The following is an 18,021-nucleotide window of genomic DNA, read 5'->3' as shown; positions in this document are numbered from 1 at the left end:
TCTATGGGCAAGTACACCGAGCAGTTCAAGCTCACCGCGATTGCAGCCTACCTTGATGGCAGCAATGGCTTCCGAAAAGTGGCTCGCCACTTTGGCCTTGATTTCAGCCTGCTGCGACGGTGGGTTGCCAGTCATCAGGCCGGCTCCAGCGTCGGTCTACGTTCGCACAGACAGCGCTACAGCGAAGAGTTCAAGCGCCAGGTGCTGAAGTACATGCATGAACATCGGCTCTCTTTGCGCCAAACTGCGGCACACTTTGATCTCGGACAGTCTTCTCAGATAGGCATTTGGCAGCGGCAGTACTACAGTGGTAGGCCCGCAGCGCCTACTGCCGCCAAACCAAGAAAGCCTAGACCCGTGCCAAAGAAGATTAAGCCAGCCAAGCCCACCGATACCGACGACGCGCAAAAGCCCCGAGAGCAGCTGATGGCTGAGCTCGAGTTTCTGCGTATGGAGAACGCTGTCCTAAAGGAGTTAAAGGCTATGCGGGAGGAGAAGGAGCGAATACAGACGAAAAAGTCCTGATCGTCTGCAAACTCAAGCACAGATTCCCTTTACCTGACCTTTTGCGGTTGGTCAGATTGGCGCGCAGCACCTTCTGCTACCAGGTCAAAAGCCAGCAGCAGCCGGACAAGCATGCTGCGCTCAAAGAGCAGATACAGCGTATCTATTACGAGCAGAAAAAGCTCTACGGCTATCGACGCGTGGCGCTCGCGATCAGAAATAGCGGGACCTTGGTCAACAAGAAGGTCGTTGAGCGACTGATGGTTGAACTCGGTCTGAAATCGGTCGTGCGCCCCAAGAAATACCGCTCCTACCGGGGCGTTGTCGGCAAACTGGCAGCGAACCTCTTGGAGCGCAACTTCGTCGCCCAACGGCCCAACCAAAAATGGGTGACCGACGTAACCGAGTTCAAGGTCGCCGAGCAGAAGCTCTATCTCTCACCCGTGATGGACCTGTACAACGCTGAGATCGTGGCTTACGAAACGGCCAGCCGGCCATGCTACAGCCTGGTTGGGAACATGCTGGACAAGGCGCTTGATGGCCTGGGCGAGAAGCCAAAACTGGTGATCCACTCAGACCAAGGGTGGCACTACCAACAACCTCAATATCGCCACAAGCTCTACCAGCGCGGCGTAAAGCAGAGCATGTCGCGCAAAGGTAATTGCCTGGACAATGCAGCTATGGAAAGCTTCTTCGGCACACTCAAGTCTGAGTTTTTCCACCTGAAGCGATTTGAAACCGTCGAAGAACTGAAAGCAGGTCTGGATGAGTACATTCACTACTACAACCATGACCGCATCAAGCTAAGACTCAAAGGCCTGAGCCCTGTCGATTACAGGGCCCAGGCGGCTAGCTAAACTGTCCAACTTTCTGGGGGCAGTCCAGGATCCCGACTTCCTGGAGGTTATAGGGTATCTGTGGGAGCGGGCTTGCCCGCGAAGGGGCCGGTACAGGCTAACCCTTGGCCCGCCGAGCCTTGAAAAAGTCACTGAGGATCTGCCCGCACTCCTCGGCCAGCACCCCGCCCTCCACCATCACCCGATGATTCAAAAAAGCCTGGCCAAAGAACTGCCCCTGGCTCCCACAGGATCCCGACTTCCTGGAGGTTATAGGGTATCTGTGGGAGCGGGCTTGCCCCGCGAAGGGGCCGGTACAGGCTAACCCTTGGCCCGCCGAGCCTTGAAAAAGTCACTGAGGATCTGCCCGCACTCCTCGGCCAGCACCCCGCCCTCCACCATCACCCGATGATTCAAAAAAGCCTGACCAAAGAACTGCCCCTGGCTCTGCACAATCCCCGCCTTGGGCTCCAGCGCCCCATACACCACCCGCGCCACCCGCGAATGTACGATCAACCCCGCGCACATGCTGCACGGTTCCAGGGTCACGTACAGCGTGCTGCCCGGCAGCCGATAATTGCTCGCTGCCTTGGCCGCAGCCCGGATGGCGACCATTTCGGCATGGGCGCTGGGGTCGCTGTCGAAAATCGGCCGGTTGAACCCCTGCCCGATCACCTGGCCATGCTGCACCAGCACCGCCCCCACCGGCACCTCGCCCATAGCCGCACCCTCAGCGGCCAGTGCCAGGGCCAGGCGCATGAATTCCTGATCGCGGCTGCGATCGATGATCTGCGGGCGCATCAGACCACCGTGATCGCGGCCATCAGGCCGGTTTCCATGTGGTCGATAACGTGGCAGTGGAACATCCAGGTGCCTGGGTTATCGGCGACCAACGCCACCTGGGCGCGTTCGTTCTTGCCCAGCAAGTAAGTGTCGGTGAACCACGGCTCGACGATCTCCCGGCGGTTGGAGGCGATCACCTTGAAGCTCATCCCGTGCAAATGGATCGGGTGCTGGTATTGGGTCATATTCTTCAGCTCGAAGATGTAGCTCTTGCCCTTCTGCAGTGTGGCGATGGGCCGGTCGGCGCAGGTCTTGTCGGTAATGTCCCAGGCCTGGCCATTGATTTGCCACAAGCTTGGTGGCTTGCCGTTCTCGGTGTTGACCGAAACCTTGCCCACCCATTCGAAATTGAAGTTGAGCTTCTCGGCGTTCTCCAGGTCCGGCTCGGCCACTGGGTTTGGCGGCAATGCGGGCGGCCAGTCGCTGGGGGCGTCACTGCTGGCGACCGAACGTAAAGTGCCCAGGCGCACGAAACCGTCGCGCAGGGAGATTTCCTCACCCGCCTCGGGGATGCGAATCGCCAGGCAGATGCGCATGCCAGGCCCCAGCCAGTAATCCTCGTCCAGCGGGCGCGGGGTGACCGGGTTGCCGTCGAGCGCGTAGATCCGGGCCTCGCAGTTGCCCTTAAGGTTCAGGCGATAGGTCCAGGTGTTGTCCAGGTTGAGCAGGCGCAAGCGCACCACCTGGCCAGCTGGCAACTCGGTCACTGAGTCGGCCTGGCCGTTGATGGTGATCAGCCGCCCGGCCGTGCCGTTACGCGCAGCCTCACGGGGGATGCTGAACGGCAGCCAAGCGCCCTGCTCATCCACGTGCCAGTTTTTCAGGCTCATCGTGCGCTCATGCAGGAACCCAGTAGGCTCGCGCTCCTCGACGATCAACGGCCCGACCAGCCCGCGGCCGAGCTCTTCGGAACTGCTGACATGCGGGTGGTACCAGTAGCTGCCGGCATCCGGCACACGGAACTTGTAGTCGAAGTACTCGCCCGGCTTGACCGGCAGTTGCGACACATATGGCACGCCGTCCATTTCCAGCGGCAGGCGGATGCCGTGCCAGTGGATGGTGGTTTCGACCGGCAGGTGGTTGATGAAACGCACCCGCAGCCAGGTGCCTTGGCGTACCCGCAGCTCGGTGCCCGGCGCCGACGGGCCGAACGCCCAAGCTTCGGTCTTGAAGCCCGGCACCAGCTCGACCTCCAGCGGTGCGGCGATCAGCTCGTAGTCATGCCCGGCATTCTCGTCCTCGACCTTGCCCAGCCAGTACCGCGCCGCGCCTCCGGCGCCCAGGCCTACTACAACCAGGCCGGTGAGGCCTTTGAGCATTTGTCGACGGGTGAAGGACATCGGTGCGGGTACCTCGTTTCGGCGCAATCAAGCTGCCAGCAGGGCTGGCGATGAAGGGCGAATACGATACACCTGCAAATGGGAAAGATTAAGTGAAGTCTTGTCGCAGGGAGGTCTGGGCCTGATACCTGCGCGCAGCGTCAAAAGAATTCGTCCAGCAATCGATAAAAGCGGATCCGGGCAGGATCCGCTTCAACCCCATAGCTTGCCAGAAAGGGCGCCACCCACTCATCCCCCAGGTCAGCGGCGATATCCCGGGTTGCCAACGCCAAGTCCTGCCAACGGTCGGCCACACCCAGGCGGCCACAGTCGATGAAACCGCTGAAGTGTGCACCCTCGGCCATCAGGTTCGGTAGACAGGCATCGCCATGGGTCACCACCCGGTCCTCCTTCGCCGGGCGCGCCGCCAACAGGTCGGCGAACACGTCACTGGCCGTGCGCCCAAGTTGCTCTTCATCGAAGTCTGCCTCATCGACCAGGCCAGCCGTCATGCGCGCTTGCGCCAACCTCACCCGCGCCGCCAGCGCATGATCGAACGGGCAATCCCCGGCCGGTCGCTGGTGCAGCTGGCGCAGTGCCTCGGCCATCAGGGCAACCGTGGCCGCTGGCGTACGCTTAGCCGACTCGGCCAAGCTCTGGCCTGGCACTGCCGTCATCAACAACCAGTGCCGTCCCTGTTCAGTAACGGCATCGACGACCCGAGGCGCCGGCATGCCCTGCCCCGCCATCCAGCGCAGGCGGCTGACCTCCCCTGGGAGCTCCGCCAGCGCCGCAACGGGCTCGGACTTGAGGAACAGATCGTCGGCGCATTGCCGGCGCAGGCGCAAGACACTGGCCCCAGACTCGCCAAGCGCCTGAACCTCCATCGCCACAACGCCATGGGCCTCTCGCCAGCCTGCTGGCAGGCTCGTCATGGCATCTGCCCTTTGAGGATGTCTTCGCAGGCCTCGCTGCCCATGAGTGGCGCCAGAATAACGCCTGGGTGAGCGACCGTGACGTACAGCCCTTCGAACCCCTCAAGGAACGTACGCAGTGGCAGGCCACTGTCGGTTTTTGGCCGGTACACTGCCTGGATTGATCGCAGCGACAGTTCGCAACTGGGGTGAAACAAACTGGCAACCGCTTGCAGGCTGCTACGACCGAGCTCGGCCATCCCCGCTTCACCCGGGAAGTCAGCTGCCGACAGCAGCCCACCACCCCGACCGGGCCGCACTTCCAGCGACTGCCCGTACAGCAGATGGCGCAGCGGCACCTGTGCGGCATCGAACCGCAGCAGCACCGCAGGCGCTTCGTGGATGGGCAGAGCCTGCCCCAGTTGCCGGGCCAGGCTCTGGGCGCCCATGGCATTGGCCAGTACGACGACATCCGCCGGCACGATGCCCGCGTGGGTACGCACACCGGTAATGCGCGCACCCTGCACCTCCAGCGCCAGTACCTCGCACGCCTCAAGCACCTTGGCGCCTTCGCCCTGGGCTGCCGCCAACAAACGCTCAGCCAGTGCATCAGGCTCGACCGCAAAATCGTCCGGTGACCAAATTGCCATGTCCGGAGGCTGCACCAAGCCGGGCTCCAGCTCGCGGATGCGCTCGCGCCCCACCGCCATCATCGACACCCCGGCCGCCTGCTGCTCGGCAAGCATGGCCAAGGTCTCCTGCTCGCTGTCGAGCCAGATCAAACCACCTTGCGCTGCCACCGGCAGCGGCCCGAGCGCTTGCGTCAGCTGCGCAAATTGAGCCAGGGCACGCTGCTCCAGGGCAAAGCCTGCCGGGTGCTCGGAAGGGAGGCGGCTGCCGGTGCCCACCCAACCATACGAGTGCCCGGTGACACCCCGGGCAATGGCCCGCTCGCGTTCAAGCACGGTGACCGGAGCACCCCGCCGGGCCAGGTGCCAGGCGATGGAGGCGCCGATGATACCGCCGCCCACCACCACTACATGAGGAACGTTGCGTGCCATTGCGTTTGTCCTTGCGCAAATCCGAGGAAGCGTAGTGTGCGCAATGGCAGCCTTAACGTCTGTGAACAATCGTATTCACACTCAATGGCGGCCGGCGGCTTACGTTTGCTCACAGACGCGCAGACAGTCGTCTACGCACAATGGCGTTTTCAACGTGAGGCCAGACGTATGACCGCCATAACCTTTCGCCCCGCAGCACCTGAAGATGCCGCAACCTGTATGACCCTCCGGGCATTGACCCGAGAAAACGCGTTCACCGAAGAAGACCTGCGCGCCCTGGGCATCACCGTCGATTCCTGGAGCAGCAGCATTCGCGATGGCAGCGGCCCAGGCTTCGTGGCTTGCAAGGACGACCAAATGGTGGGCTACTGCTTCGCTGACAAGGACAGCGGCGAGGTCACCGTGCTCGCACTGTTGCCGGCATATGAGGACCAAGGGATCGGCAAACGCTTGCTCCAGATGGTCGTCGATCACCTGGGGGAACTGGGGTTCGAGCGATTGTTCCTGGCGTGCTCCAGCGACCCGAACGCGCGCTCTTATGGGTTCTATCGCCACCTGGGGTGGACGTCGACAGGCGAGCACGATGAAGCGGGCGATGAGATCTTGCAGCTCGGGATCGATAGCAGCGCTCGGTAAAACGCAAAAGCCCGCAATCATGCGGGCTTTTGCTAGCTTCCTGCTATCGGACGCCGGCCGTGGCCGGGCGCGAAATCATTACCACTCTATTATCAACAAAGGAAATTTACTCAGTATTTTCAATGGTTTAACAATATTACAAATCTTAAACCCATGAAAAATACCATGCTGGAAAACCTTGGTCATTGCGATCCAATCGAGTTAGCTTTTGATCAGCCTCGCCGCTGGTACGAGAAAGCGCGTCCGGCGCGAGGCGATAGAAAACATGAGGTCACCGGACGCGCATACGTATTAACGTTGGTCGATAAACATCTTGGCGGCCGCCTCAACGCTCTTGCGGACCGCCTCAGAGCCAGCTGTTGCCTTAAAATCGTCAGGCAGCAAAGAGAGCGACTTTTCGACCTTTAGAAGCCAGAACTGCAAGGCGGTCCGCTCGCCATTTACCAAATCACCAAGCCGTGCCGTCACAAACGGTTGAACGTATTCAAGCACTTTCACAGCGTAGGACCGATGGCTCCCGTCGCCGAGCATGGCATCAATTCGCTCAATCCCAAGAAGAACCGCTTCAATGTTGAAAATCGCCTGACCCGCGCTCTGCTCCATGGCACGCATCAGAGCGATGCGGAAAGCCTGGGTATCAATCTGGTAGGTTTGGAAACCGGGAAGCTCTTCGGCCTTTCTGTAGGCCGTAGCGATGAATTCGTCGGCCGCATCGAGCCGAGACTTTTCCGCCATCGCGATCGCATACTGAAGCCAAAAGAGGGGTTCACCATTCACCCGCTCGTCGTATCGTAGGCGCTCATAGATGCTGGCAATAACGGTATCCGGATCTCCCTTGCCGCGCAGGGTTCTCCGCAAGCTCGAATACGCCATCATATTCGACATGAGAATTCTATATGGCCGCTCGCTTCGCCGCTGAGCCGCGGCCAGCGTTACCTCGACAACAGCGTCAGCGATCTCCTCCGGCGCAATGAACGCTGAGATCACAAAAGATGAGAAGACAGACGATCGTGCCCTGAAACCGTCAGCTGACGTCTCGAAAATTTCATGCGAGAGATCCTCCAACGGTTTGAGCGCCATAAATGGATCCTCGCCGACTACGTTTCTCACGAATGCGGGACCGACTGAGCCTTGATGAGTGGCGATCAACATAGTCATAGTCAAAATTCGCCGAGTAGCCCTATTTTCAAAAAGGGGGGCTAGAGCCTCCTTCACGCGGTCGCGGACTGCGGCATTTTCGAAAAGATCAAGCAAAAGGTCACGCAGGTCGCCGCGGTGATCGAGATCAGGTGCACGAAGCCCCGCACTCTCGCACAACCGGCCAAACGCGGCCATTTCGGATCGCGAGAGGCCGTTAAGGCTCACCCGGTCAAACGGCTTGGGCAGAAGCTTTACGAACTCGTGAAAGCGGACCTCGAACGTTCCCGTCCGCACTTCCACCACGAGCTTAGCTTGCGGTAGAGCTTCGCGCAGACCACGCAAACTGTCTTGCGCGGCCGAATATTGGTCGACAAACACGACCAATCGATCGACCCCGGCCAGTGCCGCAACCTCGCGCTGAAGATCTGGATGACCAAGCTGGAGCTGTAGACAGATCCATCCTCTCGATGAAAGCTCGAACGCAAGTAGGTGAAGAAAAATCGATTTGCCGTTACCAAGGCGACCATCTACAACGAGCGATGCCTTGCTCTCAACAGCATCCGCCGCCGCTTGCACCGAATCCCCCCGAGCGATCGCGTACTCCTCACTGGGTTGCGAGCGAGCAAGGCGTCCAGGATCGAAATCGCCATAGACAAGAAGATCAAAGACTTCGGTAGCGGTCGGACGAGCGACTGCCTTCTTATCACGTATGGGTGACAGCGAGCGGAACGAACGCAGATTATCCAGTGAAGGAGCAACTGAGCGTGGAGCGCGCGCAAGAATCTCAGCGAAGCCGTCTGTGCCTATAAACATTGTGCGCCCGTACTGTGCAGTACGTCGCAGGAACGTTTTGTCGACGGAGGGCCCCTGAATGAAGATAGTTCGCTCGGCAAGCTTAGGATTGGCCATCAGAAGGCCGGCAATATGATAATCGGCGAGACTGTATCCAACGATATACAGGGTGCTTGCGAAAGCTAGATCACGCTGAAATTGGTCGTACCAGCGTGAGCGCACGACATGCTGGTTCACGTAAGATCCCTCGCCGAGAACCAAGCTTTTCATCACATTATCAGACGTGATCAGTCGGATGCTACCGTGGAGATGCACTACTGCGCCGTGTGGCAGTTTGTTCGGAACTGGCTCCGAGACATCGTAAGCGTTCGGCGGCAGTTTCTTTTTTAACCGATGCAACTCAACCGCGTCATCGTAGTTCGTCGAGTAGATGCGTCGCCAAGGCTCATTCAAAACAGCCGTTTGTCCTGCAGTTAGCTCGGTCAGCCGAAAAATCCTATAGAGCTCGTCACGAAGCTTCTCAGAGTCATGCTCGGCAAATTCCTCGCTGAGGACTTGTAGATCGTAGTCCGTATCCGCTGGGAGGTTGAGTTGCTCGATAAAATGGCGCCGCAACCCCCTGCCGTTGGGCGGTGTTCCATTCGCGATGTTGCTCGCGCCGAGACTGAACCCAGAGCCTAAGAAGAGAATAGAGGACTCGGGATCGAACTCACCAATTGCGTCAATATCATGCGTCATCATTCCTCCATTTACGAGACAGTTTGCCAAGTAGCGGACAACTGAAACCGTCAAGAGCGGATTCAGTCATCCAAAATTCCGTGGCTATCAGTCGGAACTAAGCCGACCTTGCCATGACCAGATTATGAGATTGAACACGACTTGGTCCGTCAGCGATATCACTCTTGGTAGCGATCTCGCCCGGCTGCAATGCTAGTTGGATATCGTACATGCGCCCCTATTCGTCGCGTAGGCGGATGAGGCTGCAGACTTGGGCGGTATGACAACCTAGTCATGTCGCTTCGGATCAGCCCGTTCCCGGCCGGACCAACTCGATGCCGTTAGCGCCCGTTTCGTTGTCGTCATAGGCCATATGTGTTGTCCCGATTCCAACCGGCCCCTTTCGATGATAGCTAGGCAGGAGGCCGCATGTCTTGGATCGCCTGGAGCTTCTCTATATCCCGTCCAATTATTTTCTTCGCACAGTCTAGGCAGTAGTGATCCCAACTCCGGCCGTTTCTGACCTTCAGGCGCACATCGCCCTTCTCGATACGGTGCTTGGCACTGGCTTGACAGTTATGGGCCTTGCCAGCGGTATCTATTTCGACATGGGTAACGAGCGACTTAATTGCCACCGAACACCTCCCTTACGGCTGCCGCGAGGATGCCGTCGAACCCTTGGTCAATCCGGTCGTGCATCTCGCGCGTGAACTCGTGCCGTTGTCCCGTTCCCATACCGACAAAGGTATTTATCTGACTGTTTATGGCAGCAATCATCACGATCAAGTTCGTCCTACCAAGATGTCGCGTATCGAGCTCGCGACCATTCGGGTTGATGTCCCGCTCGCCGAGAATCCGTCCAGCTGCCGTTCGAACTCGAATCGGAAGTCCATCACGCATCGCCTGCCGCTCGCGTACACGAGTTGTCGGGAGTGGCTGCAAGGTCTGGTAAGCAGCCGCAACATCGTTCGCGGTATATCCGCGCTCCTGCAGCACGCGAAGAGCCGCCAGGGCCTCATCGTCCAGCAGTAGTGGAATCTCCTCGACGTGTATATCGGACTGACTGCGCACCTCCACGCCGTCCAAATCATGGGGCACAGGCTCCACCTGTCGCTCGACGGGGGCATGATCTGGATCGACTTCCTCCACCGGCAGCAACTGTTCGAAATAGTCCCGGTCGGCCTCGCTAAACTCCTGGAAGTCAGCCCAACGTCTGGCGATGTTCGCACCAGCATGGAACACGACGACGCCCTGGTTGAGGACGTCGCCGGGAGCGTTCTGCCGTATTACGCGCATGATGCGGCCGACGAACTGAACGAACGGAGACAGGTTACTAAAGATGCTGAACACGGCGGCCACGGACAGGTACGGATGGTCAAACCCTTCGCCGAGCTTGCGCACCTGGACGATCACATCGAGCTCATGGCTTTCCAGCCGCTGCATCACTCTCTGGTTCGCCGGCGCGTTCTCTCGCGAATGCACGTAACTAGCACGCAGACCACGTGCGACGTAGGCTTCGACGACTTGCCGGCAGTGTTCGTAGTTTAGAGCCGAGGCGATAATCTTCAGTCGGGCCTCGCCAGTCTCCCCGCGCAGCCGGCGCAGCTCTCGGATTGAAGCATCCACAATAGTGTTCAGCGTTTCGGTAGAAGTTACGATGCTACGGCGGAAATCGGCGTCCTCCTCACCCAGCCTGCGCACCTCGTCAAGCCCTACCTCGATCTCCTGACCGTCTTCACGGCGCACGTACCGGAGCGTGCGAGGGTTCAGCTGCACGGCCTTAAGGCGTTTGACATAGCCTTCGCGGATAGCTTCGAAAATAGGGTACGTATAGATGACGCGCCCCTCCATGAGCTGGCCATCAGCGCGCATCGGTGTCGCGCTGAAGTTGACGATCTGCGCTTCGGGAAACTGCGCCTTGAGAGCCTGCCAGCTGTCGGCTAAACCATGGTGACCCTCATCGACGAGAATCAGGTCGAAGTAGTCGGCCGGCAGTTGGCGCAGCCAGCGGTTCGAGTCGCCGCCTTGGAGCTGCTGAATATTAGTAATGACGACGTGCGCCTCGTCCAAATCAGCCCGGTTGGTCGTCGTCCCTCGGATTTCGACAGGCTCAGGATAGGGCGCGCCGACGAGCACCGCGCACTTCTGGTAGAACATGTTGGGATTGGACGGGTCGAAATCACCGGCTAACTGCTGAGCGATGGCCACGCCTGGCGCGACCACCAGCGTCCGCCGCGAGCGGAAGGCAAAAGGCGATATCGTGATGCTCCCGGACTTGCCACATCCGACCGGCAGTATTACTGCGAACTCACGCTCTTCGCCACCCGCCGCGAAAACCTCGTTCAGCGCTAGGAACACGCCTTTCTGGGGAGTGCGGATACGTTCGTTATTCTCGATGTGTGGCTCACGGTCCTGGAATGGGTTTGTCATATGGGTCCTTCCGTAAGGGTTGGGGGCTTTGTCACAACAGAATTCGCTGACGATTGCAGTCTTATTCAACCGTTTAGGCGAAATCCGGGATCACAACTTCGAACAATAGCTGTACCGCGCCAGTGGCCTCAAATTTATGGCAGCTGCCATCGCGTTCTGTAACACGGAGTATCTAGGGCGTGCCACCAATACCTTCGCAGTCTCGGTCGCGGTCGGGCGGGGTAGGTGCTGGGTTATCTATCCCGGCATGTCGTGATCAAGCAGTCGGAAGCAATCCGACAGCTTGCAAAGCCCCCCTGAGCCCCCCGTGCGATGACTCACCGGGATCGGGCATGCGGGGCCTGGCTCTGCGTTCCAAACGCGAGGGTTAGCTGTTGTAACAAAATAGCCAGCTCTGCTGGGTCGCCTTCGCGTAACACATCGGCAAGTAATTCAGCCGCATATGCAGGATCAGCACGAAGCTGCTCGGACATTGCCTCACTGTGCGGTCGATCCCTCATTCGATCCTCCCTCCTCTCATCAAGAGACACCGTTAGCATACGCCGAAGAATTGAGCGACGGCATCGAGCTCAAGTCAGTCAGAGGGACAGCCAACCGGCCATCGGTCTTTGTGGATTGCACAATCCAAAAACTGTTCAGAGCAGTGAGTTTACCTATGAGATTTAATAATCGCTCCCATCTTCATTCCGATGGCCACCTGTAACCTCCGAAATTCCATCATTACGCTTTCCACATCAATGGCGCTTGCGCCTTCTCCACGCTTATCAGCAAGCCAGAGTTTCAATAGACCGGCAACCCGTCCGAGGTCGCCATTCAACTTCGCCAAGTCAGTCACTGCGCCCAGGTCAACGACTGACTTTACAGGTGTATTCAAACTCAGAGCTCGCAGATAGGCTGAGCGTGCCATACCTGCTTCCTTAGCCCGCGCAGTAATCGTCGCCTTTTCTTCATCGGTGACCCAAACCTCTATGGGTTTTCCGCGCCGTCGAGCCGGTGATTTTCCTTTGGTGCCGTCAGTCATGGCTGCTCCTGATGTTGCTGTGCTCTCCCTTTAGACGCGGCAGCGAACGTACGCCTCGCAGAGCAAGATGCCGTTGAGCCTAAGGCGAATAAGGGGCGGTGTTGGATGGGGACGGGCTTGCCCGTACCCGTACAACACATATCTTGCCGTCTATTCCTATGCGATTCTATGCAACTGGAGCAGAAATGCCATTTGCATTTCGTCTAATCGTGTAGATTCGCGTAAGTTCGCATACATTCGCATACATTCGCATACCGCCGCGTTAATAAATGGTCTCAATCGCATAGAGTCGCGCAGAATCGCATAAAGCCGCCACAGCGAACTAGGTCAATTGAATTATCTAACATCGGGCACCAAAACAGACTGATTGGTGGCGAGCACGACTAATATTGCAAAGCTTGCATCTTGAAAATTACGCATCGCGAATGAGAGCATTCATAGGCTTACGCCCCTTTACCGAAGAAAATCATCAGATATATCGGAGCAATCAATGGCACGCAAAACTCTCGCTGAGCGCCGTTCTGACGCCATTTCCGAACTGGAAACCGCTAAAGCACGACTGGCAAAACTCGACAATGAGGCCGCTGAGAGAATCGGCAGAATTGCAATAAAGTCAGGATTGGTTAATCTGAAGCTTACGGACGATCAAGTCCGGGAAGCATTCGACCGAATAGTGGAAAAGATCAGCAAGGGGAATTGACCATGAAGACAGCTCACCGCATCAGCGCATTTGCCAGTCGACTCGACGAATTGCAAGCCTGCCTCGGTCGAGCCAGTAACCGGGCTACCGAAAATGTTACTGAAGCCCAGCGCATCGCGGCTGAGCTGGCTTTATCCCTCGAAGACTGGCATCTCGACGCGCTGCGCATACCTAAGGCGGAGCGTGCCCCCTACCGAGCGCAGAATCCATACTATTCAGCACATTGACTCTGCCGCTCTCGTTAAAAAGTCCACTCCGGTGGACTTTTTTGTGTCCGTAAAACGTATAAAACCGGACAAACCTAACCCCTCCCCTCCTCACAATTAACGCCTTATAAATCAGACCGATAGTTGTTATCTCTCGCCCAGATACCGGACAGTGTACGGGCAGACCTCGAGAACTTTATGCGGATAGCATAGTTATCCGCATATTTTAAACAGACCAATATCGGTAAATAATCGAGCCACCAAGGTTAGAAATGAGGTATTCGGCATGGAAAGGGAATTACTCATAAAAGCGTCGTCCCGTGTACGCAAAGCCGGGCGTCATGCGGCTTTGAGCATTGCGATGGCCGGAACCAGCTTAGTTGGCGGGACCTTATACATTGCACCTGCCACGGCTTACGCCATCTACTGCGCAAATTGCTCCACGTTCTATCAGCAAATGTTTGAGTACGCTGAGGCGGTTAACACGGCTCTGAACACCGCCGAGCAACTGCAAACCCAGGTGCAGCAGTATCAAAGCATGATCACGCAGGGCACGGGCTTGCCTGATTCGATGTTCGGCAGTATCGCGGCTGATCTTAAAAACATTATGAACATCTACGAGCGCTCGCAGGCGTTGGGCCGCCAAATCCAGAACATGGATTCGCAGTTCAACACGGCTTTCCCCGGTTTCAATTCGTACCTGAATCAAGCTGCCAACTCGGCTGAGTCACCGGCACAAGATCGCTATCAGACGTGGTCTAAGCAAGGCCGCGATAACGTGAAAGCTGCGCTAGAAGCGGCGAACCTCAATACCAGCACCTTTGAGTCTGAGGGCGAGCAGCTTGACCGCATGATGACCCGCTCACTGTCGGCTGTGGGCCGGATGCAAGTACTTCAGGCGGGCAACGAAATAGCCTCACAGAACGTACACCAGTTGCAAAAGCTGCGCGATCTGTTGGCTACGCAAATCAACATGCAGGGCAACTATCTGGCTCAGCAGGGTGACCGTACAGCAGCCAGCGAAGCTACCGAACAGCAGTTTGAAGCGCGCAAAAACACACGCGGCGGCGTGAAGGGGTACTGAGAATGACTATTTCGAAATGGCTCATCGCGTTGATCTGCTCCGGCTCAGCACTAACCGGTTTTATGGTCACCGTGGCAGTTCAAAGCAACAGCGAATGTACCTCGGTGACTGAGCACCAACGGCAACAGCGTGACGCTGATACCTCGTTTGAAGCACGCCCGAACACTCGCGGCGGTGTTAAGGGGTACTAGCTATGGATACTCGCCTACTGTTGTTCCTCGCCTTAGCGAGTGCATTCGTGAGCGGAAATGCTATGGCCGCGACCGACCTTTCCCATGCTGACACATCGGTGCAGGGCCTACTCGACCTCGTTTTACAGCAGTCGCACCAGTGGTCAGGAAAGCTGTATGACTACGCGATCAGATTATTCTGGCTGTTGGCCTCGATTCAGTTCATCTGGACGTTCATGCCTCTGGTCATGAAGCAAGCCGACTTCGGCGAGATTGTCGGCGAGCTGATGCGCTTCGTCCTGGTGGTCGGTTTCTTCCTTGCCGTTATGAAGTACTCGGTGGAGTGGTCATCTGCCATTGTCGATAGTTTCCGCGATGCGGCGGCATCTGCGAGCGGTCTCGGGCGTGCGTTAGAACCCGGCGATATGCTGGCGGTTGCACTGGATTTTGGCCGCACCATGGTGAAGGGCATATCAGTGTTTTCGCCGGCCAAAGGACTTCTGATCGCAGTTTGCGCAATCCTTGTATTGGCGTGTTTCGCCTTCATCGCTGCATTCATGTTCGTAACTCTCGTAGAGTCTTACGTCATCATCAATGCTTCGGTGCTGTTCTTTGGCTTTGGCGGCTCACAATGGACGCGTGACTTTGCAGTCGCCCCAATGCGTTTCACCGTCGCAATCGGAGCCAAGCTGTTCGTCTTAACGCTGATCGTCGGCCTGATCGTTCAGTCGGCCAAGCAGTGGTTGGCCGCCTACACCAATGACGAAGCGTCGTTGATGACGATGGTTGGTCTGGCCTTGGTGTGCTGCTATCTGACAAAGACCATTCCTGACCTCATCGGCGGCATGATAAGTGGCACCTCGATGGGTGGTGGATCAGCCATCGGTGGTATGGCGGCGGCTGGTGCTGCCGGTGCAGCGGCGGCAATCGCGACCATCGCCACCGCCGGGACGGCCGCTCCTGCCGCTGCCGGTGCTCTCGGCTCTGCTGGTAGCAGTGGTGCTGCAGGTGCAGCGGGTGCCGGTGGCATCAGCAGCGGCGGTCTGGCAGGGGCTATCAACTCTAGCTTTGCCGGTGCAAGCTCCGCCGGTGGTGCCGCTTCGTCTGTAGGTGGCGCAACATCCTCCGGCGTGGGGACCAGCACTGGCGGCGGCGCAGCGACCAAGGAGGCAAGCTTCGCAGGTGCGAAGACTAGCGGTGGTGCAGCTACCCCATCGGCTACGCCCAGCCACGGCGTTCATCAGGCCGCTAAGCAGGCAGGGAAGGCCGCGCGGAGCGGCGGTGACAATGATCAAGAAGCGATACCAAAAGGTGGAGCTGTCAGTTCCGGCAGCGCACTGTCCCAAGCGGCCAATGGTGGGGCAAAAGCACTCGGTGTGATCGCCTCGCTGTCAGTGCCCGGCATGGAGAATGCGCACTCAGCGTCTCTTGGTGCTGGTCTTCCGCTGTCAGCTCCCAGTGACTCCAGTTCGACCACGCCCGCAGAGCCAGCTGCGGAAGCCGCAGGTATAGAGCCCAACGTCATTCGACCAGATACGAACACCAGCTCGAATTCCGGCCGCCTCGACGTTTCGAGCATAACCTCAAGCAACCACCAACCGGAAAAATAGCCATGAATAGCATTCTAATATTCGCTGGATTCGTAGTACTCGCCTCCACTTTAGCCATTGGCATGTGGGCGCTCGGCCGTTGGCTACGAAGCAAAGGCTATGGGCCATTGCTCGATAGACTGGATCGACAATGTACCGCGTTGCAGCTTCGAGTTAGCCCGCTGGCCCTTTCGGCTTCCTTTCACATGTTTTCTGGAGTGCAGCATCTGAATCGCCTCCCGCTGCTTGGTAGCAAGCGCAATGCTGCTCAAGCCCAGCAAATTCTGACGGCGATCCGAACGGAGCAGGAAGCCCAAAGGCTCGACTCACCCGGCAAGCGCTGACCCTACAATCCCCCGCCAGAGTGTGGGGGATTGTTTTCCCGGAGACACCAAATCTAAGTATTACGCACAGACTTGTCTCAGCTCACGCCGCGAGACATCCCGCACGTACGCGTACTATCCCCCTGAGCTCAAAATCTGAGCCGCCTTATTACTTCGGATCAGCGCCCTACTGGTACGCAATCAGAACGACAACCCCAGACAGCCTTGATCTATAGCCCGGAAGGCTCTGCCATTAGTAATACGCACGGACTTTGAACACCTGGACTATCAGCTTGGATGGGCCGCCGTCAAAAGCGCGGGGGCTTCGCCATTAGTAATACGGACGGACTCTGAACACTCTACGGCCGGAGCTTTGAGGTAGCCCGAGATGGCCCCCACGGACACCCCCATTTGCTTAGCGATGGCTCGCACGCTCAAGCCTTCGCGTCTGAGGGCCTGCGCCTGCGCCTGCTTAGCGTTGGCAGCCTCAAGGTAGGTTTCTCGGTCTACAGATCCGGCAGCTCGCCTACGAAGCTCGTGCCGCCTCCTATCTCGATCTGCAGCCTCGACCCGGCTGACAATGGTCTTGAGTTGGCGTTGTTCGTCGACGGTGATCCCGAACAGGTTGATAAGGGTGTCGTTCTTCGGCGTGTACAGCGGCGCGTAGTCCCTGCCGCCAAAGCTGACTTTCTCCCCGGCCTCGTAGGCTTTGGCCTTGCTGAACAGGGTCATAAGCTCTTTCGAGCGGCTATTCCACTGTGGATCGAGCTCGCGGGCCAGCGCCGCCGCTTCGTGGTACATCTGCTTGCTGTTGGTAGCCCCGGACAGCAGCAGGAAGTTCAACCGCCAGAACAGGTGCTGCATCCGGCTACCTTCCCCAACGCCGCCGCGCAGCTCGGCCAGCTTGCGCAGGTCTTCGAGGCGATCCCACGCGAGCTGTCGGCCGGAGAACCCGCGCAGATTGTCGGCTTTGCCGCCGGACACCAAAAGGAAAGGCTTTCTCGTTGCGCGTTGCTCGGCCTGCTTCTGTTGCTCCTGCCGTTGCTGCTCGATAGTCCAGCGGGCCGCCGGTAGCAGGGCCTCGGCAAGATACTCGAAGTTGTAGCGGATCGGTTGGCCATCTTGGCCGCTCTGAACATGAACCACGCGGCAGACCTCGCCGCTCTTGCTGTTGACCGTCTCGACGGTGCGGAGCACGCGGCTGGCGTCCTTGGCCATCGGATCGGCGCCAACGTGCGCTAGGCGATCCACAAGGTAGCGTTGGCAGGCGTTCCAGCGGGGCAGGGCTTGTCGTGGAATCGTGCCCTCCAGAAGCCACTTGGCCTGTATGCCCCGGCCGCTGTAGATCAGCACGGACGGCGGCGGCAAACCGTCGTCGGCGCAGAAGTACAGGACAGATGCGGCCAGTTGGTCAGGCAAGCGCCCGGCCAGCGCGGGCACGCGGTAGGTGTCGAGGTCGGCGAACAGCAGGCCCAGCCGCAGAAGATTAACGACTCGCCTATTGGGTCGGATAAACTCTGCTTGCGACATCCACGTGTCACGTTTTTTGTCCAATACACTGAGCACTTTTGGCATATCAGCCAAACGATGAGAAGACTGGCGCTTTTCACCTCGGGAATCGACGAGCAACGAAAAAAAACCGGCTCTCGTCCTATCGTGGTACATCTCCGCTTCGTCTTGAGCACTGAAAAGCGCAAGCTGTGAACTGGCGCTAGTCAGCTCTACCAGAGCGTTTG

At 58.1% G+C, this 18,021-nt stretch carries 15 protein-coding genes and 1 pseudogene; 7 read left to right on the top strand and 9 right to left on the bottom strand.

The genetic code is table 11. The annotated features are described in order from the left end of the window. Positions 1 to 3: 3 nt before the first annotated feature. A protein-coding gene (locus tag ACSSU5_RS15850; protein ID WP_492559258.1) for an IS3 family transposase occupies positions 4 to 1,361 on the top strand; the annotation gives its coding sequence in 2 pieces (ribosomal slippage) (positions 4 to 477 and positions 480 to 1,361; 1,356 coding nt in all). Between the two features lie 97 nt (positions 1,362 to 1,458). On the opposite strand, the pseudogene ACSSU5_RS15845 reads toward ACSSU5_RS15850, so the two are convergent. The 5 genes and pseudogenes from ACSSU5_RS15845 to ACSSU5_RS15825 all read right to left on the bottom strand — a co-directional run. Then, a pseudogene (locus tag ACSSU5_RS15845) lies at positions 1,459 to 1,602 on the bottom strand (tRNA-specific adenosine deaminase); the annotation flags it as partial. Between the two features lie 59 nt (positions 1,603 to 1,661). Continuing rightward, entirely contained in the window at positions 1,662 to 2,141 is a 480-nt protein-coding gene (tadA, locus tag ACSSU5_RS15840; protein WP_264310086.1) for a tRNA adenosine(34) deaminase TadA, read from the bottom strand. Beyond that, positions 2,141 to 3,523, bottom strand: a complete 1,383-nt coding sequence (locus ACSSU5_RS15835; protein ID WP_492559257.1) for a multicopper oxidase family protein — start codon at positions 3,521 to 3,523, stop codon at positions 2,141 to 2,143. Before ACSSU5_RS15835 ends, tadA begins: the two co-directional genes overlap by 1 nt. A gap of 140 nt (positions 3,524 to 3,663) precedes the next feature. Beyond that, positions 3,664 to 4,437 (bottom strand): APH(3') family aminoglycoside O-phosphotransferase, encoded by a 774-nt coding sequence (locus tag ACSSU5_RS15830; RefSeq protein ID WP_492559256.1) that lies wholly within the window; start codon positions 4,435 to 4,437, stop codon positions 3,664 to 3,666. Further along, positions 4,434 to 5,546, bottom strand: coding sequence for an NAD(P)/FAD-dependent oxidoreductase (locus ACSSU5_RS15825; protein ID WP_492559255.1), 1,113 nt, complete (start codon positions 5,544 to 5,546; stop codon positions 4,434 to 4,436). The genes ACSSU5_RS15830 and ACSSU5_RS15825 overlap by 4 nt, the downstream gene beginning before the upstream one ends. A gap of 99 nt (positions 5,547 to 5,645) precedes the next feature. On the opposite strand from ACSSU5_RS15825, the gene ACSSU5_RS15820 reads away from it, so the two are divergent. Further along, the gene (locus tag ACSSU5_RS15820; RefSeq protein WP_264310090.1) at positions 5,646 to 6,113 is read left to right on the top strand and encodes a GNAT family N-acetyltransferase; all 468 of its coding nucleotides are present in this window, start codon (positions 5,646 to 5,648) and stop codon (positions 6,111 to 6,113) included. A gap of 291 nt (positions 6,114 to 6,404) precedes the next feature. Here the strand turns inward: ACSSU5_RS15820 and ACSSU5_RS15815 are convergent, their stop codons facing one another. The 3 genes from ACSSU5_RS15815 to ACSSU5_RS15805 all read right to left on the bottom strand — a co-directional run bounded on the left by ACSSU5_RS15815 (position 6,405) and on the right by ACSSU5_RS15805 (position 12,213). Then, positions 6,405 to 8,783, bottom strand: coding sequence for an SIR2 family protein (locus ACSSU5_RS15815; protein WP_492559254.1), 2,379 nt, complete (start codon positions 8,781 to 8,783; stop codon positions 6,405 to 6,407). A 603-nt stretch (positions 8,784 to 9,386) separates the two neighbouring features. Continuing rightward, positions 9,387 to 11,192, bottom strand: coding sequence for a DEAD/DEAH box helicase (locus ACSSU5_RS15810; RefSeq protein WP_492559253.1), 1,806 nt, complete (start codon positions 11,190 to 11,192; stop codon positions 9,387 to 9,389). A gap of 649 nt (positions 11,193 to 11,841) precedes the next feature. Then, positions 11,842 to 12,213 (bottom strand): plasmid mobilization protein, encoded by a 372-nt coding sequence (locus ACSSU5_RS15805; RefSeq protein ID WP_492559252.1) that lies wholly within the window; start codon positions 12,211 to 12,213, stop codon positions 11,842 to 11,844. Positions 12,214 to 12,703: 490 nt separating this feature from the next. On the opposite strand from ACSSU5_RS15805, the gene ACSSU5_RS15800 reads away from it, so the two are divergent. From ACSSU5_RS15800 to ACSSU5_RS15780, 5 genes are all read left to right on the top strand, one after another. Further along, on the top strand, positions 12,704 to 12,913 hold the full coding sequence (locus ACSSU5_RS15800) for a TraC family protein (RefSeq protein ID WP_492559251.1): 210 nt from the start codon (positions 12,704 to 12,706) through the stop codon (positions 12,911 to 12,913). A 2-nt stretch (positions 12,914 to 12,915) separates the two neighbouring features. Next, complete coding sequence (locus ACSSU5_RS15795) at positions 12,916 to 13,140, top strand: hypothetical protein (protein ID WP_083285080.1); 225 nt, start codon at positions 12,916 to 12,918, stop codon at positions 13,138 to 13,140. Positions 13,141 to 13,405: 265 nt separating this feature from the next. Then, entirely contained in the window at positions 13,406 to 14,203 is a 798-nt protein-coding gene (gene trbJ, locus ACSSU5_RS15790; RefSeq protein ID WP_492559250.1) for a P-type conjugative transfer protein TrbJ, read from the top strand. 193 nt (positions 14,204 to 14,396) lie between these two features. Next, the gene (trbL, locus tag ACSSU5_RS15785; RefSeq protein WP_492559249.1) at positions 14,397 to 15,983 is read left to right on the top strand and encodes a P-type conjugative transfer protein TrbL; all 1,587 of its coding nucleotides are present in this window, start codon (positions 14,397 to 14,399) and stop codon (positions 15,981 to 15,983) included. Between the two features lie 2 nt (positions 15,984 to 15,985). Beyond that, complete coding sequence (locus tag ACSSU5_RS15780; RefSeq protein ID WP_492559248.1) at positions 15,986 to 16,306, top strand: hypothetical protein; 321 nt, start codon at positions 15,986 to 15,988, stop codon at positions 16,304 to 16,306. Between the two features lie 267 nt (positions 16,307 to 16,573). On the opposite strand, the gene ACSSU5_RS15775 is transcribed toward ACSSU5_RS15780, so the two are convergent. After that, complete coding sequence (locus ACSSU5_RS15775; RefSeq protein ID WP_492559247.1) at positions 16,574 to 17,950, bottom strand: replication protein; 1,377 nt, start codon at positions 17,948 to 17,950, stop codon at positions 16,574 to 16,576. Positions 17,951 to 18,021 lie beyond the last annotated feature (71 nt).

This window comes from Pseudomonas sp. E1MeOHC2 (assembly GCF_058745025.1).
The sequence above is the reverse complement of the archived record's forward strand: the minus strand, read 5'-3'. Positions and strand labels throughout refer to the sequence as shown.